The following is a 16,084-nucleotide window of genomic DNA, read 5'->3' as shown; positions in this document are numbered from 1 at the left end:
CGCGGGCAGCGGCTTCGGCCGGTCCTGCTCAACGCTCAGCACGACGAACCACTTTCGGCCCTCGCGCTTGACCGACACGGTCTTGACCCGGCCGGCCACCGGGCGGTGCTGGTTGACCCTCACATGCCCGACGCCCTGGAAACGGACGCGGGCGACCGGGTCGTGCGGGGTGGAGTTCCACCGGCAGCCGTCCCCGTCCCTGGGGAAGTCCACCGTGTCGAACCAGCTCACCCCGCGAAAGCGCGGATAGCCCGGCGTGTCACCGGATGTGACCCGGCGGAAGAACGCCGCGAACGCCTTGTCGAGACGGCGCAAGGTGGCCTGTTGCGAACTGAACGACCAGCGGCCCTGACGCTCGGGGTCGAACGCCCGGATGTCCTTGAGCTGCGCCGACTGGCCGCCGTAGGTGACGCTGGTCTTCGAGACGTGCCGCCAGGCGTCGCGGCGTTCCTGCAGGGCCCCGTTGTAGAGGGAGCAGTGATCCCGCAGCATCTCGGACAACGCCTGGGCCTGGCGGACGGTGGGCCGCAGCAGGAACTTGTACGCACGGATCATCCAGCCCACCCCCTCCGGTCAACTCCCCTCGATCCTCATACACTTGGCGCATGTCACCGCGCTGGGAACCAGATCCCGACATCAGACGCGGAAACCATGTAATTTTCAACCTCCACGCACACTTGGTGTTCGTCACGAAATACCGGCGGGAGGTCTTCAACGACGACATGCTGACGCGCTGCGAGGCGATCATGCGGGAGGTATGTGAGAGCTTCGACGTCGAGCTGCGGGAGTTCAACGGTGAAGGCGATCACGTCCACCTCCTCGTGCACTACCCGCCGAAAATCGCCCTGTCCAAGCTCGTCAACTCCCTCAAGGGCGTCAGCTCCCGGTATCTGCGGGCGGAGTACACCAGCCGGATCAACCAGATCGGCACGGGATCGGTGTTCTGGTCGCCGTCCTACTTCGCGGGATCCTGCGGCGGCGCACCACTGAGCATCGTCAAGGAATACATCGAGAACCAGACCCGCCCCACCTGACCCTCACCCCGAAAACGCAGAGATCTCCAGCGCTTCGCGCCTCCGGGCCCAGGATCGCATTCCCGCCCGGCCTGAAGGCCCGGATCCCCTGCGAAGAACAAGGGATGGAGCGAAGGCTCCGTGCGGCAGAGGAGTCCCTCGCGGACGCGTCGGACGAGGAACTCGCCGCGTACGGTGAGCTGTTGACCGCCTACGAGGAACGCGGCGGATACGAGGCGGACGCCCGGGTGGACGCCGCGATGCACGGACTGGGGCTCACCCGGATCACTCGTTACCGACCGCTCGGCTCGCTGTCCGGTGGTGAGCAGTCCCGCCTCGCGCTCGCCTGCGTCCTGGCTGCCGCGCCCGAACTGCTGCTCCTGGACGAACCGACGAACCACCTCGACGCGGCGGCCGTGCACTGGCTGGAGGAGCACCTGCGCGCACACCGCGGCACCGTCGTCGCGGTCACCCACGACCACGGCTTCCTGGAGCGCATCGTCACCACGATCCTTGAGGTCGATAGGGATGAACGCACCGTGCGCCGGTACGGCGACGGCTGGTCCGGCTACCGCGCCGCGAAAGCCGCCGCGCGGCGCGGAGCGGAGCAGCGGTACGCGGACTGGGTCGGCGAGGTGGCCCACATGGAGGAACTGCTCGACGCCGTGGGGAGGCGGCTTGCCGTCACCGGCCGCGACCCGAAGCAGGGTTTCGGCAAGCACCGCCGGTCCAGCGAGGCGAAGCTCGGCGGGCAGGTGCGCTCCGTCCGAGAGCGGCTGGCCCAGCTGCGGCGCAACCCGGTGGCAGAGCCTCCGGCACCGCTCCGTTTCATGACGGCGCTGTCGGCGGCGGACGGCGACCAGGCACAGGGTCCCCTCGCCGATTTCGTCGACGTACGGGTCGGTGAACGCCTGTGTCTGGACGGCCTCCTGACGATCGCTCCCGGACAACGGCTGCTGGTCGCGGGCGAGAACGGCGCGGGCAAGACGACGTTGCTGCGTGTCCTGGCCGGCGACCTGGAGCCGGACGCGGGCACGGTCCGCCGCCCCGCCCGGATCGGCTACCTCGCGCAGGAGCTGCCCGCGCACTCCACGCGGCTCCCCCTGCTCGCAGCGTTCGCTGCCGGGCGGCCCGGACTGCCGGACGAGTACGCCGAACAGCTCTTGGCCCTGGGCCTGTTCCGTGAGGAGGACCTGCATGTTCCGGTTGCCGACCTGTCCGCAGGAAAGCAACGACGGTTGCAGATAGCGACGCTGGTGACTCGGCTCGCGGACCTCCTCGTCCTCGACGAGCCGACCAACCACATCGCGCTCGACCTGGCCGAGGATCTTCAGGCCGCGCTCGCGGCATACCCGGGGGCGGTGGTCGCGGTCTCGCACGACCGCGGTTTCCGCACGCGCTTCGAAGGGGAACAGCTGGAGTTGCGTGACGGCCGCAGGCGCTGACCCTGTCGGGTCCTCCTCCGCCGCGAACGGCCCTAGTAGGACTCCGTTAAGTTCTTCTGGCTCTTGGGCTCAGGGTGGTGGTGGATGTGCCGGGCAGGGGCGGTGGCAGGTGGTGCAGGTGCCGGTCCAGCAGTTCAGCAGGTCCTGGATGGCATCGAGGATCTGGTAGAGGGTGAGTCCGCTGTATCGGCTTTTGGGGCCAGGCGCTGTTCGGTGAGGAACGCGTGGGCAGCGGTGACCAGGGTGACGTGGTGATGCCAGCCGTTCCAGGAGCGTCCTTCGAAGTGGTCCAGGCCGAGGCTGTGCTTGAGTTCCCGGTAGTCGTGCTCGATGCGCCAGCGGATTTTGGCCAGGCGGACCAGTTCGGCGATCGGGGTGTCGGCTGGCAGGTTGGACAGCCAGTAGCCGGTGGGTGCTTCGGCGCCGGCGGGCCATTCGGCCAGTAGCGTCACCTCGGGCAGGACGCCGTCCCAGTGGCCGTGCTCGGCAGTGGCGGCGCGCCCGGACCCCGGCCGGCCGCACCCGCAGCGCCACAAAGCCCGAGCGCATCGGCCCGCGGGAGCCTTCACGCCAGGTCACTTCGGTGAACGCCTGCCGCCCACGGCCGACTGCCAGCGCGGCCACCGAGGACGGCTTGTCGCGGTAGCGGGGCTGCGGCCTGCGGCCGTTTCCGGACCAAGCCGGGGCGGTGGACCGCACGTCGTGCGGGTGGACCGTCACGTCCGAGCGGACCGCCACGACATAGCCGATACCCCGCTCGCTCAGGCCGTCGCGGAAGTCGGCGTTCTGCCCGTAGCCGGCGTCTGCCACCAGCACCGGCGGCACCAGATCCCACCCAGCCAGCTCGTCGAGGGTGTCCAAGGCCACGCGCCACTTCTCCCGGTGCCCGACCTCCGGCGGCATCCCGGTCTTCTGCCGCCGCACCGCGTCGTCCGCCCACTCCTCGGGCACGAACAGCCGCCACTGCAGCGGACAGGACGCCGTGTCGGAGACCGCGTGCACACTCACCGCGACCTGGCAGTTCGCCGCTTGCCCAGCGCGCCGCAGTACTGGTGCGCGACCGCCACCGACATCTTCCCGTCCTTGGGAAAGGACACGTCATCGACCGCCCAGGCATCCGGGCCGATTCTCGGCACCATCCGCTCCGCGATCCGCCGCCGCACCGGCACCGGATCCCAGGTGGACTGGTTCACGAACTGCTGCAGGTTCTGCTCATTGCCGTCCGGCAGCCGCTCCGCCATCGGCTGAATCGACTTGCGCCGCCCGTCCAGCATCAGCCCCCGCAGGTAGCAGTCGCCCTTCGCCCGCTGATCCTTGCGCGGCACCGACGCGAATACATCCGCTACGAATAACGCCAACTTCGCCCGAGCACAGTTCACTTCATGTGCGTCCACACCCCCAACATGCCCTGAAACAGGACCGCGAGTCAGACCTAACGGAGTCCTACTAGGTGGTGGGCGGTAACCAGGGCAACCGCCCCGGCAGCGTAAGCAGACATACGTGGGACTCCTGCAAGGTCGGCACCAAGCTCGACTCTGGCCAAAGGGTCGGTGGTTACGTCACGCCGGTGGCCGGCTGACCTCGCACCGGCGGCCCGCCGCCCTTGAAGGGGCCACGCGGAAACGAGCCGTTGGCGAACTGGCGGCACGACGAGGCGGCGGCCCCTGTCTCACGCGGCACTGCGTGAGACAGAGGCTGTGTCAGGTTTCCCACCGGCGATCAGTGTGGGAGAGCCGTCACGTCATGTTCGGCGGGTTCCCCGGTCGCGTGGTCCCGCAGGCCGGGACGCCGTCGAGCCAGGCCGGTCCCTGGAGGAAGATGTTGCTGATCCAGCCGCCGTAGTCCGGAAGGTAGGACCAGGCGCTGTTGGTGATGCCCTCGGCTGTGACCGACTGTCCCTGGGCCTGGCATGTCACCCGCACGTCGGTCGGAGCGGTGAAGGTGTGCACGACATCGGTAGCGGTGGAGGAGTCCTTGCGGACCTTGACGTCCGAGGCCCACATCCGGTGGCCGGTGTTGCCGACCGGTGTCCCGCTGCTGCCGCACGTGGGGACCCCGTCCAGCCAGGCCGGTCCCTGGAGGAAGATGTTGCTGATCCACGCCTGGTGGTCCGGCAGGTAGGACCACGCGTCGTTGGTGATGCCTTCGGCGGTCACCGATTCCGCGTGCTTCTGGCAGGAGATGGTGACCCGCGTCGGGCCGGAGAACACAGGACCCGGCGGGGCCGAGACGCTGGGCCGCTGACGGGTGTTCACCCCCGTGCCCCAGGTGCTGAACTGGCCCGAGCCGCCGCCTGTGTTGCCGTCGCAGGCCGGGACGCCGTCGAGCCAGGCCGGGCCCTGGATGTAGATGTTGCTGACCCAGCCCTGATAGTCCGGCAGGTAGGACCACGCGTCGTTGGTGATGCCTTCGGCGGTCACGGTCTCGGCCCGCTTCTGGCACTGGATCGCAATGGACATCGGTGCGGTGAAGGTCGCCACCGGGGTGCCGCCGCGGGACGGCAGCGGGCGGACGTTGACGCCTGTGCCCCAGGTACTGTGGCGTCCTGAGCCACCGCCGGGGTCGCCGTCGCACGCCGGGATTCCGTCGAGCCAGGCCTTGCCCTGAACGAAGATGTTGTTGACCCAGCCGCCGTAGTCAGGCAGGAACGACCAGGCGTCGTTGGTGTAGCCCTCGGCGGTCACGGACTCGCCGTGCTTCTGGCACTTGATCGTGATTGCTGTCGGGCCGGCGAATGTCGTGACGATCGAACCGCTCAGCGCGGGAGCGGAACGGACGTTTACGTCCGTGCCCCAGGTGCTGTTGGGGCCGCCGCTACCCGGTGCCGCCGCGTCACCCGAGAGACGGATTGCGCCGGCATAGTTCTGGTGGCTGGTGAAGTCCGCGACCATGATCTTGGTGTCGGATTCGCGAGCCTCGACGACCTTGCCGTTGCCCAGGTACATCGCCACATGGTGGATGGGGGACCCCCAGAACACAAGGTCGCCCGGTTTGAGGGGCGCGGTGCCGTCGGCCGCGGTGAAGCGCGCCGCGGCGGGCAGTGCGAACTCCTGGGCGGCGGTGCGCTGTCCGATCATGTCGTGGCCGACCGCCTCGGACCAGGCCCAGCGCACCAGCCCCGAGCAGTCGAAGCCCTTGCGGTACGGGTCGTTCTTGCTGCGTTCGGGGTCGGAGACGTCGACGAAGCCGTAGCTCGCGCCAGGCGTCGGCCCGTGTCCTCCGCCCCACGAGTACCAGGTGCCGGCCGCGACCTGCGAGCATGCGGCCTGCACTGCGTATCCGGCGGCCTGGGTCGGGGCGGTGACGCTGACACCGCAGTCCTTGCCGGGGTTCCAGGCGGGAGTGGGCGGCACGGGCGGAGTGCCACCGCCGCCGTCAGGGTTCTGGGCCAGGCGCCAGCCGAGTTGTTGGCCGTACTCGCGCAGGACGTTGAAGCCGCTGCAGCAGTTCATGTAGCTGGTGTGGGTGGCCGAGGAGAGCGCGGCTTGTATAGCGGACTGCACTGTCTCCTCGAAGATCGTGCTGCACACTCCGTCGCCGTCACGGCAGATGTCGCGGGTGACGCCCTGGAAGCTGACCGGCACCGCCTGTCGGCGCAGCATGCCTCGCAGTCCGTTGCCACTCCGCATGCCACCAGCGGCGGTGATGTTCTGCGCGTAGGACTGGCGTCCGTCACGGAACGGGTCGGCGATGAGCAGGGCACCTCGGACGGCCTGGGCAACGTGACCGTGACGCTCGGAGATCAGGTGCATCCCCATGTTGATGACGCCGGCACCCTGTGAGTAGCCGACCAGGCCGATCCGCGTCGACGGGCAGCGTCGGTAGGTGTCCGTCACCAAGGTGTCCAGCGCTTCCGCGCCGGTGCGGGCCGAGTCCCACCAGTTGAGGATGTCCGTCGCTTCGGCGGCGGGGTAGAACAGGGAGGTGGTCGAGATGTCGGAGCGGGCGTGCCCGTAGTGGGACACCAGGAGGTCGGCGGCGGCCTGTGCAGCGGGCCCCGCGGTGTTGCCCATCCCGTACGGGCCCTCGTAGCCCTCACCGGACCCGCGCACGCCGATGATGGTGACCTTTGTACACACCGGGTCGTCCGCCCGCGCGGCCGGGACGAGGGGGCTGAGCAGGCCGGTCAGCAGCGCCACAGCGGTCAGCAGGGTCACCAGGATGCCGCGGGTGGCCGATCTGGAACGTGTCATGTCAGGTCTCACTGTCAGCACAGGGGCAGCCCGTCGATCCAGTTGGTTTGGTTGTTCAGGCTTGCGTGTGGGCATGGCGCGATCCTTCGTTGTGGAGGTGGCGCGGACAGGGTGGGGGTGGCAGGAAACCGGTGTCGCTTCGACCGTCTCTGACCGGTTGTGGAGCACCGTTTCCTGGGTATGGCCGCCAGCTGATCAAGTTCCGGCCCGTCGATTTCACAGGGAGGTGATCGAACCGGGGGCACATGACGTCTGGTGATCGATAACGCGCCCGTTACGGCGGCAGGTTGGACGGTGGAAGGGCTCTTCTTCGTGGGGATGTCCATATCGTCCCTCCCCTCGTAATGTGGAGCCTGTGGTTGCAGGGGAAGTTGGGGTTCATGGGGTCCAAGCAACGGACGTACACGCCTGAGAGGGCGTTAAGTCCGTTTCTGGTAGCGGCCTCGTCCGGGCTGGGTGAGGAAGCCTTGGCGGGTGAGGCGTCCGAGGCGGCTGCGGGTGATGTTGACGGTCGCCTCGCCGGTGGGCATCCCGAGGAGTTCGTGCAGCTCACGGGCTCTGAATGCCTGGTCGGGGTGCTGGTTGAAGGCTTTCACGATGGCCTGGTAGACGGTGTTCGCCTCGGGCGTTTCGGGCTCGGTCCCGGGTGGGACGCATGCGGTGACGAACAAGCCGATTACGGCTTTGCGCACTGTCTCCTCCTGTATGTGCGGGAATCCGGTCCCGCTTGAAGCGGTCACTGATGCATACGCACGCCGCAGCGGCCGGGTTGCATGGGAGTTGTGTCTTTGCGTGCGGCACGCCAGCGTCCGGTGGACCGCACGCGAGAACCCCAGCGCCGCGCCGGTCTCAGCTGACCGCATAGCGGCGTCAAGGCCAGGCCCCAGCCGCTCAAAGCGCAGGAGCGAAGAACACCTGCCAGGCGAGAGGCCGCCCACCGGATCGGCGGCGGCCCGACGACTGCGAACAGGTCGGGCTGCTGCTCGCCGGAGCCGCCCGCGCGGTCGCGGTCAGGCTGCCCGAGGACACTGCCGGCGTCTGTTCGCCGAACTCGTGGTGGGCCAGGCCGACGACTGCCTGGCGCGGCCCTCGCGGAACCTGCTGCGGATCAGGGAGTTGGCCCGTACGCTGCGGCACTGCACGAACGGCTCCGGTTCCAAGGCGCCGTTTTCTCCCGTCGGCCGAACTGGTCCGCCTGGCGAAGATCCGCTGGCGCATCGAGCACGACTACCGGGAACTCAAACACGGCCTGGGCCTGGACCACTTCGAGGGCCGCTCCTGGAACGGCTGGCACCACCACGCCACCCTGGCCACCGCTGCCCACGCCTTCCTGACCGAGCAACGACTGCACCCAAAAGCCGACACGCCAGCCACCCCTCTACCAGATCCTCAACGCCCTCCAGGACCTGCTGAACTGCTGGACCGGTATTTGCACCACCTGCCATCAGTCCCTACCCCGCCGACCCCCAACATCGAGACAGACCTAACGGAGTCCTACTAGATGATTAATTCCAAGGGGTCTGTGGTTAGTGGTCGTAGGCGGTCAGAGAGCGAAGGACGGGCGAGCCGGTGTGGTCGTTGTGCCAGACCGCGGCGGTCAGCGCGAGGATGCGCTGCATGACACGGGCGATCACGCCGTTGGGCGTGCGGCCTCGGTGCTGTTCGAGGTCGAGTTGTCCCTTGAAGGTTTCGTTGACCGACTCGATGACCTGCCGCAACGGCTTGAACAGGATCCACCGGGTCGCTGTTGTTCGCCCTTGCGGGTCGGCCGGAGCAACTGGATGTCGTATTCGGCCAGTTCGCCTTCGAAGTCGTGTCCGAAGTAGTTCTTGTACCCGATCAGTGTCTGGCCGGGCCGGGAGGCGAGGAGGTGCGGTTCGGCCGCGAACAGGTCCAGCAGGGTCTCGCGCTCGTCGGCCTTGGCCCCGGTCAGGGCGAAGGCGACGGGTAGGCCCTGATGGGTGCACACCAGGTGCAGCCGCAGGCCCCAGAAGAAGCGGCTGTGACTGGCGCAGTAGCCGTACTGGGGCCATCCGGCCAGGTCGGAGCGTTTTACGGTCTCCCGCGAGCGGCCGCATTCTATGGGCGTGGAGTCCACGATCCATACGTCGTCGCTCGACACCGAGGTGCTGGTGGCCAGGATCCGAGTGACGTGGCGGAGCAGCTCGGCGGCCTTGCGTAGCCGCTTGTTGTAGCCGGGCTGCTGGGGCAGATACGGGAAGAGGTGCCGAAGGTGGGCCCGGGCAGGTCAGTTGACCGGGCTCCTTGACCTCAACTGCAGTTCAGGTAAGAGCCTGGGGGCATGAAGAATGACACCACCGCTCCGCAGGGCTCCCTTCCCTCAGGTATGGGGTCGTCCGATCCTCGGCAAACCAATGCCGTCCCGCTATCCGGCGCCACGCTTGATGAGCTTGCCGAGAGGATTGCCGCCGCTGCAACGGTCATCGGTATCGGGGAGTCCAGTCGATTCTCCCGGGAGACCTTCGGGGTACGAGAACAACTCTTCCGTCGGCTCGTCCAGCACCACGGGTTCCGGGCACTGGCCATCCAGGACAGCGCCGGCGTCGCCGCCGACCTCGACAGTTACGTGCACGCCGGCGAGGGTTCGGCCGAATCCGCCCTCGACACCGCCTGGCGCCCCTGGCGCACCGCCGAGATGGCTGCGACGTTGGAGTGGATACGGGCGTTCAACCAGGACCACCCCCACGACCCCATCCGGATCTTCGGTGTGAAACCCGTACAGGCGCAGCCCGGGGACTACGACGCCGTCCTGAATCACGTACGTGAATCGTTCCCGGAACGGTGGGCGGAGGTGGCGTTCCACCTGGTGCCGATCCGCACCGCTCACCACACCGACGAGCACGTGCAGCGCGCTCGGGGGATGCACCCGGGGCGCCCGTTCGTCGACCATGCCCGCGATGCGCTCGCGCTCATCCGATCGTTGCCCGGTGTCGACTATGCCGACGGCATCCTGGCGCGCATGCGTCTGATCGTGCACTTCCATGAACGCAGTGTCGCTGGGCGCGGCAACTACGCCAGCGACGCTGCCGTTTGGGCCGATGCCATCAGTGACTACCAGCGTCGGACGGGCCTGCGCGTGGTCTACTGGGACGGGATCGCTCACACCTCGGCGTCCGCGGTGGCCATGGGGCTGGCGCCCGAGCGCGGTCCGCAACCGAGCGTCGGCAGCCTGCTGCGCGATCGATACGGCACCCGGTATGTCTCCGTGGCCATCGGCTTTCACCACGGAGACCTCGGTATCGTCGCCGTCCTGGAGCCGGCCGGAGATCTGATCGACGCGATGCTGGGCGAGACGGATCTGGCCGCCCACTGGCTGGACCTGCGCCTCGGCGGCGTACGCCGCCGATGGGACGGTCCCGCAAAGGCCCGCGTCATCAGCGGGGTCTACGACCCATCCCGTGATGCTGCCGAACACATCGCCGTCGCTCGCCTTGCCGACGCATTCGATGTGCTCATCCACATCCGCCAGACGTCCCCGGTGCGATGGTTGCCGTGAGCGGCTCCCACCCACCTGACGCCCGAGACGAGTGATCGGGTCGCGTGTGATGCGGGCGGTCGGCTCGCCGAGGTCGGCAGAAAGCATGGAACCGCACGTGCAGGTTCCGTGCCTCACCCCTCTTTGTCGGCGTGCCCGAACACGTCCATCAGGCCGGCCGTCCCCATTGCCCAGATGCCTGACCCGCGAGATCAACGGTCAGGTGTGCCGGGCCACGATAGTTGGCACTGTCTGGCCAGGATTCTTGGCATCTGTAATGAGTTGCCACGTTTGTTGGCACCGGCGACAGGGTTCAGCGCGGCAGCGAGGCCGGCGCGCATGGGGTTGCAACGGCGACAGTCTCGTCGCTTGGTTCCTTGCCGCTTTCACGTGACCTTCGGAGATTTCTACAGGCCGCCCAGTCGCTTGTTCATCGTGTCGAGTGTCGGCCAAGGAGGACCGTCGTGCAGTGCGCGCAGGAATTCTTCTCCGAATCGCCTCCCGTTCGGAAACTGGTCGCCAAGCTCCCAACGCCACGCGGCGACCATCGCGAGGACAAGCTGTCGGCACTCGTCCAGCAGCCCTTGGTCGACGTTCGGGTAGTGCTCGCAGACCGCCTCGGGAACATGGGCGAGGTCGAACTCGACGGGTCCTCGGCAGCACGTCTCAAGGTCGATGAACAACGGGCCATTCGTCGTGCTGAGCACATTGCCTGGATGCGGCTCGCCGTGGAGCAGCTGCTCCACGGCGCCGCGGTCGTCGATCGCTCGTCGCAGGGTTGCCAGCCTGCCGCTGAGGGAAACGCGGTCTGCGTCGGCGAGCTCCGGTGAGCGATCCGGGTCGGCGACAACTTCTTCCGCCTCCGTGATCCGGTCCATGAACCTCGGGCTCGGCACATCGACCTTGCGCATGCTGGCGTGCAGCTGCTCCAGCGCCTTGGCGTAGGCGACTGGTGAGGTGTGAGGTGTCACGGGCTCGTAGTAGGTCCACAGCGTCACTGCGAAGCCATCGCGCGTGTACACACGCGGGTCCACCCGAGGTTCCAAGGGACACACCGGGCATCCGACCTCGGCGAGCCGCTGAGCGAGCTCGACTTCGAACTGTGCAACCTCTTGTCCCACAGGGGCGACCCGGGAAAGGACGCCGCATGGCGTCAGCCGCAGTGCCAGCTTGTTCGAGTTGTGGAGAACGATCGCGCCGTCGGCCGGCAGGTCGAGCGATGTGGCGACCGAAGTCGCAGCCGCGATCGCACGCGTGACGTCGGTCATCTCCACCCTCGAATCTTGGCATGGATGAGCGAGGGCGGTGCCAACCAGCGTGGCCAGGTGCCAACTACCGTGGCTCGGCACATCAGGGCCTGGGGAAGGCGTGTGGCCGAAGCCGACTCTGCCGCTCAACTGGGCAAGTAGCACGCTCAGTCACACTCGTCTCGTCGAGCCCCCCTTGGAATCGATCATCTAGCCCCGCCCCGGTCTCCCCCCGGAGTCCCACCGTTCTGTCTCGCCCGGACGACCTGGCCGCCCTCGGGCGCGCCCAGCCAACGAGTCACGTCCAGCTCGTCCTGCTGACCGCCCTGCTCGCCGCGGAGTTCAAGTCCAGCGACGTCGCCCCGGAGCTCCTCACCGGCGAGCTGAATGGTCCGCACGACCTGCCGGCATCTTCTTCACCGCTGAGCCTTGCCCCTGACCCACGGGGCAAGGCTTAGCGTCCGGGCCATGAACGCGACTCATCGTCTTGTACGCCTGGTCCGCCGCCCCGCTGGATTGCCTACCCCGGACGACTTCACCCTGGCGCATGCGCCCATCCCGCGTCCTCAGGCCGGCCAGGTGCTCGTCCGTAACACCCACTTCCTCGTCTTCCCGGGCTTGCGCACCCTCATCGGAGGTGAGACACGCGATGTCCCGCTGCCGCCGCTGCACCCGGGCGACGCCCTGTTCGGCCCTGCGATCGGCGAGGTGGTCGACGGGCCGCTGAAGAAGGGTCAACTGGTGCTGCACCTCCAGGGCTGGCGGGAGTACGCGACGCCCGCCGTCACCGAGTGCAGGCCGGCGGACGGCCATCTGCCCGACGCGGTGGACCATCTCGCCCAGGGCTCGGCGGCGTACGGCGCGCTGACCCGGCTGGCCGACGTCCACGAGGGCGACACCGTGTTCGTGACCGGTGCCGCCGGTGCTGTGGGCACCATGGCGGGCCAGATCGCCCGGCTGCTGGGCGCCGCCCGGGTGGTCGGCAGCACCGGATCACCGGACAAGGCCGAGCGACTGGAGCGGGAACTCGGCTACGACGCCATCGTGCTGCGCGGAGCCGCCCCGCTCGACGGGCAACTCGCGAAGGCGGCGCCGGAAGGTATCGATGTCGTCCTGGACACCGTGGGCGGCGAACAGCTGACGGCCGCCGTCCACGTGGCGAACCGGGGTGCCCGGTTCGCCCTGGTGGGCGCGTTGGACGGTCAGTTGTCCCCGGACCGAGCGGGTGGGAGCGCGCCGACTGTGCTCGACACCTACCGTTTGCTGACCAGGGGCGTCACGATCGCCGGCTACAGCGGCCTGGGCCACCCGGATGTCGAGCAGGAGTGGGAGGCCCGCTTCGGGGATTGGCTGCGGGCGGGCGACATCCGTTTCCCGTACACCCCGGTCCGTGGAATGGAGCGCGCCCCGGGGGCGTTGCCCCAGCTGATCGCCGGCCGCTCCTTCGGGGCGTCCATCGTGGAGTTGTAGAAGGGCGGGGCGGGCATGCGGATCGGCGAGGCAGCGGCTGCGGCCGGAACCACACCGCGCGCTCTGCGCCTGTATGAGGCCCGCGGCCTGATTCGGCCCCCGCCACGGACCTCGTCCGGCCAACGTGAGTACGGCTCCGCCGAGATAGCCCGTGTCCGCGTCATTCGCAGCCTTCTGGCCCTGGGTCTCACCCTGGAGGACCTCCGCCGCCGCACCCACCGCCTGGATCTCCTCGTCCAGGACCAGCCGTCGGCATCCTGCGCCCAGCGTCCCGGCGAGTTCAGTGACGTGGTGGCCGATCGCCTGGCAACCCTGGACGCGGAGATCGCACGCCTCACCCGCCTGCGGCAGAGCCTCGCCGCAGCCGCAGGCGGGACGCCATGCGATCCGGACTCGCCGACGGGAGTCTGATCTGGGCGACAGGCGGACAGGGGCAAGTAGGCGGCCGTGGGGCGCCGATCGCATCGGGCCGGCGAAGGTCCTCGTACGACCGCCCGCCACTCGCAGAGCCGTCGCGAACTCGCCATCCGGGAGCGTGAATCAGCCGGAGCCAACCAATATCCCTAGGTTTCCTATCGAATTACTAGGGAACTGTTGACGGTGGTCAACGAGGGCAGTGAGGATGATGACGCCGACGCGTCACCGCGCACCGCCGCACACCCACGCCGCCTCGCCGGGCCCCGCGTCGCCCTCGGTCCCCTGAAGGAAGACGCCATGACCACAGCACTGAGGTGCAGCGACAGTCGCAGTCGCATGAAGAGGGTACGGATATGACGGTGACGGCGGACGGGGTCACCGACGCGGGAGCCGGGCAGGTCGACTGGTTGCACATAGCCCGCGAGATGGCGGACGACCTGGCCATTGACGCGGTCGAGCGCGAACAGGCCGGTAAAGCACCGCTCGACGAGGTCGCACGACTGCGCGAGTCGGGTTTGCTGACACTGTTGGCACCTTCCGTGCACGGCGGAGGGGGCGCGAACTGGCGGACGGCCTACGCGGTTGTCCGTACCGTCGCCGCGGCCGACGGGGCCATCGGCCACCTGCTGGGCAACCATTACTTCCTGTCCTTCAGCGCCCGGTTCTTCGCCGGGCCCACCCGAGCCGCCCGCATCGAGCGGGATTCGACAGCGGGGCAGTGGTGTTGGGGTGGCGGGATCGCCTCACACGAACCACCGCTCATCCTTACCCCCACGTCGGGCGGCTATCGACTGAACGGCTATCAGAGGTACGCCACCGGGGTCGGTATCGCCGACCGGCTGGTGGTCCGAGCTGCCAAGCACGGCACCGGTGAGCCGTTGGCCGTCCTCGTCGACCCCGCCCGCTCGGGCGTCGTGAGCGGCAGCGACGGGGACACCTTCGGGCAGCGGCTGGCGGCCGGGGGCGGCGTGGAATTCGACTCCGTGCCGGTCGCGGCCGACAATGTGCTCGGCTCTCTCTCGCCGGACGAGGGCGTCCTGTCACCCTTCTCCTCTCTGGCCGCGCCGACCGCGCGTCTGGTCTCCGTCCAGTTCTGTCTTGGCGTGGCCGAGGGCCTGCTGGCCGAGGTCCGCGAGTGCGGAAGGGGCATGAGGTCCTCCTGGCAGCCCTTCTCGCCTCAGCCCTGGCCGGACAGCCCGCCGCAGGATCCGTACGCGCTGACCGCGTACGGCGAGCTCGCCGTCGCCGCACGCGCCGCGTCCGCCCTCGCCGAGCAGGCGGTGGATGCCCTGTTGCGCGGACTTGTACAGGGTGAGGATCTCGACTACGAGGAATGCGCGGAGATCGCCGTCCTCGCCAGCGTGGCCGAGTCCGCCGCCTCCCGGGCCGCACAGGAGATCACCACCCGCGCCCTGGAAGTCATCGGCGCCGATGCTGCCTCCACGCGGCACGGCTTCGACCGCTTCTGGCGCAACGCCCGGACACACACCCTGCGCGAGCCGGTCGCCCACAGACTGCGCGAGGTCGGGGACTACTTCCTCAACGGCGCACACCCGCCGTTCACCCTTCCTGCCTGACGGCGCAGCCCGTGACAGGTGGACACGGCAGTGATGGATAATCGGGGCATGCGGATCTCGGCGCGGGCGGACTATGCGGTGCGGGCGGCACTGGAGCTGGCCGCGGCAGGGGACGAGGCCTCGCTCAAGGCCGAGGCAATCGCCGCGGCGCAGGGTATCCCGCACAAGTTCCTGGAGGGCATCCTCGGCGATCTGCGCCGGGGCGGTCTCGTGGTCAGCCAGCGCGGCGGCAAGGGTGGCTACCGGCTCGCCCGTCCGGCCGACTCGATCGCCATCGCCGACGTGATCCGCGTGGCGGACGGCCCCCTCGTCTCGGTGCGAGGCGTGCGTCCGCCCGAGCTCTCCTACAGCGGTCCCGCGGAGTCGCTGCTGCCGCTCTGGATCGCCGTACGCGCCAATATCCGCAAGATCCTCGGCGAGGTCACCCTTGCCCACGTGGCCGCGGCCAAGCTGCCCGACGACGTCCTGAGCCTCGCGGAGGACCCCGAGGCCTGGACGAATCCCTGACCGGTCACAGCGCCCGCGCCGCGTAGGCCCTGACGTCCGCGTCCGAGTCCGTCGTCGCGGTGGCCAGGGCAACTCGGGCATCCTCGACGGCACGGTGCCGGGTCAGGGCCAGTACGGCTGCCTTGCGGACGTCGGCGTTCACATCGGTGAGGGCCTTGGCGAGGGCCGGCACGGCCGGCTCGGAGTCGGCGGCGGACAGAGCGGTGGCAGCGCCGGCCCGTACCTGCCAGGCCAGGTCGGTGAGGGCCGTCTCGGCGCGTGCGGCCAGGGTTATCGGGCAGCCCGTTGTGCCGAGAGCCTCGTAGGCGGCCCCACGCACCAGGGCGTCGGGATCGTCGACGAGTGCGGCGAGGGCAGAGCGGGCCACGTCCGATGCTGTGCCCAGGGTGGCCAGCGCCTTGGCGATCGTGACGCGGACCTCGCGGGACGGTTCGACGGCCGCCGCGCGGGCCACCTCTGCGGCGGCGTCGACCGACACGAGCGCGCGCACGGCCGCGATGCGTACGGCGATGTCCGAGTCCGACAGGGAGTGCGCGAACAACTCGGCGTCACCCAGCCGCAGGGCACGCAGCACGTCCAGTGCGGCGGCACGGACGGCGGGGTCGGCCTCGGACAGGGCGGCGGCGAGGCCGTCGCGCAGGGCCGGTTCCGGCGCCCAGAAGTCCTGCCAGCGTGCCTCGATGTCAGCGGCCATCACGGCCGTGTAGCGGTGCGGCGCT

General features: G+C 68.8%; 11 protein-coding genes and 4 pseudogenes. 8 read left to right on the top strand and 7 right to left on the bottom strand.

Annotation, left to right across the window (positions count from 1 at the left end; genetic code table 11):
- The coding region (locus ABZS97_RS39135) for a transposase (protein ID WP_356146539.1) at positions 1 to 555 on the bottom strand (555 nt) is incomplete at its 3' end.
- Positions 556 to 605: 50 nt separating this feature from the next.
- On the opposite strand from ABZS97_RS39135, the gene tnpA reads away from it, so the two are divergent.
- Positions 606 to 1,034: an IS200/IS605 family transposase gene (gene tnpA, locus ABZS97_RS39130; RefSeq protein ID WP_356146536.1), complete on the top strand. Its 429-nt coding sequence runs from the start codon at positions 606 to 608 to the stop codon at positions 1,032 to 1,034.
- Positions 1,035 to 1,138: 104 nt separating this feature from the next.
- Positions 1,139 to 2,458 (top strand): annotated as a pseudogene (locus ABZS97_RS39125) (ATP-binding cassette domain-containing protein); the annotation flags it as partial.
- Positions 2,459 to 2,592: 134 nt separating this feature from the next.
- Here ABZS97_RS39125 and ABZS97_RS39120 read toward each other — a convergent pair.
- From ABZS97_RS39120 to ABZS97_RS39110, 3 genes and pseudogenes are all read right to left on the bottom strand, one after another.
- Positions 2,593 to 3,852, bottom strand: a pseudogene (locus tag ABZS97_RS39120) (IS701 family transposase).
- Positions 3,853 to 4,194: 342 nt separating this feature from the next.
- Complete coding sequence (locus ABZS97_RS39115) at positions 4,195 to 6,651, bottom strand: cutinase family protein (protein ID WP_356146533.1); 2,457 nt, start codon at positions 6,649 to 6,651, stop codon at positions 4,195 to 4,197.
- A 419-nt stretch (positions 6,652 to 7,070) separates the two neighbouring features.
- The gene (locus ABZS97_RS39110) at positions 7,071 to 7,343 is read right to left on the bottom strand and encodes a hypothetical protein (RefSeq protein WP_356146530.1); all 273 of its coding nucleotides are present in this window, start codon (positions 7,341 to 7,343) and stop codon (positions 7,071 to 7,073) included.
- Between the two features lie 488 nt (positions 7,344 to 7,831).
- On the opposite strand from ABZS97_RS39110, the pseudogene ABZS97_RS39105 reads away from it, so the two are divergent.
- A pseudogene (locus tag ABZS97_RS39105) lies at positions 7,832 to 8,064 on the top strand (transposase); the annotation flags it as partial.
- Between the two features lie 113 nt (positions 8,065 to 8,177).
- Here the strand turns inward: ABZS97_RS39105 and ABZS97_RS39100 are convergent.
- Positions 8,178 to 8,896: pseudogene (locus ABZS97_RS39100) on the bottom strand (IS982 family transposase); the annotation flags it as partial.
- A gap of 57 nt (positions 8,897 to 8,953) precedes the next feature.
- On the opposite strand from ABZS97_RS39100, the gene ABZS97_RS39095 reads away from it, so the two are divergent.
- Positions 8,954 to 10,168 (top strand): erythromycin esterase family protein, encoded by a 1,215-nt coding sequence (locus tag ABZS97_RS39095; RefSeq protein ID WP_356146527.1) that lies wholly within the window; start codon positions 8,954 to 8,956, stop codon positions 10,166 to 10,168.
- Between the two features lie 386 nt (positions 10,169 to 10,554).
- On the opposite strand, the gene ABZS97_RS39090 is transcribed toward ABZS97_RS39095, so the two are convergent.
- Positions 10,555 to 11,415, bottom strand: a complete 861-nt coding sequence (locus tag ABZS97_RS39090) for an aminoglycoside phosphotransferase family protein (RefSeq protein ID WP_356146543.1) — start codon at positions 11,413 to 11,415, stop codon at positions 10,555 to 10,557.
- 447 nt (positions 11,416 to 11,862) lie between these two features.
- Here ABZS97_RS39090 and ABZS97_RS39085 point away from each other — a divergent pair, with 447 nt between their 5' ends.
- The 4 genes from ABZS97_RS39085 (at position 11,863) to ABZS97_RS39070 (ending at position 15,365) form a co-directional block, all read left to right on the top strand.
- Positions 11,863 to 12,864 carry an NADP-dependent oxidoreductase gene (locus tag ABZS97_RS39085; RefSeq protein WP_356146524.1) on the top strand — a complete coding sequence of 334 codons (1,002 nt, stop codon included), beginning with the start codon at positions 11,863 to 11,865 and terminating at the stop codon, positions 12,862 to 12,864.
- A 15-nt stretch (positions 12,865 to 12,879) separates the two neighbouring features.
- On the top strand, positions 12,880 to 13,275 hold the full coding sequence (locus ABZS97_RS39080; RefSeq protein ID WP_356146522.1) for a MerR family transcriptional regulator: 396 nt from the start codon (positions 12,880 to 12,882) through the stop codon (positions 13,273 to 13,275).
- A gap of 359 nt (positions 13,276 to 13,634) precedes the next feature.
- A complete protein-coding gene (locus ABZS97_RS39075; RefSeq protein ID WP_356146519.1) occupies positions 13,635 to 14,858 on the top strand; it encodes an acyl-CoA dehydrogenase family protein in 1,224 nt (407 codons plus the stop codon).
- A gap of 48 nt (positions 14,859 to 14,906) precedes the next feature.
- Positions 14,907 to 15,365: an Rrf2 family transcriptional regulator gene (locus ABZS97_RS39070; protein WP_356146516.1), complete on the top strand. Its 459-nt coding sequence runs from the start codon at positions 14,907 to 14,909 to the stop codon at positions 15,363 to 15,365.
- A gap of 4 nt (positions 15,366 to 15,369) precedes the next feature.
- Here the strand turns inward: ABZS97_RS39070 and ABZS97_RS39065 are convergent.
- Positions 15,370 to 16,084, bottom strand: a 715-nt coding sequence (locus ABZS97_RS39065) for a HEAT repeat domain-containing protein (RefSeq protein WP_356146513.1), incomplete at its 5' end; no start/stop codon positions are given.

The sequence above is a fragment of the Streptomyces sp. NPDC005485 genome (genome assembly GCF_040606085.1).
GTDB lineage: Bacteria > Actinomycetota > Actinomycetes > Streptomycetales > Streptomycetaceae > Streptomyces.
This window is presented reverse-complemented; position numbering and strand designations above follow the sequence as displayed.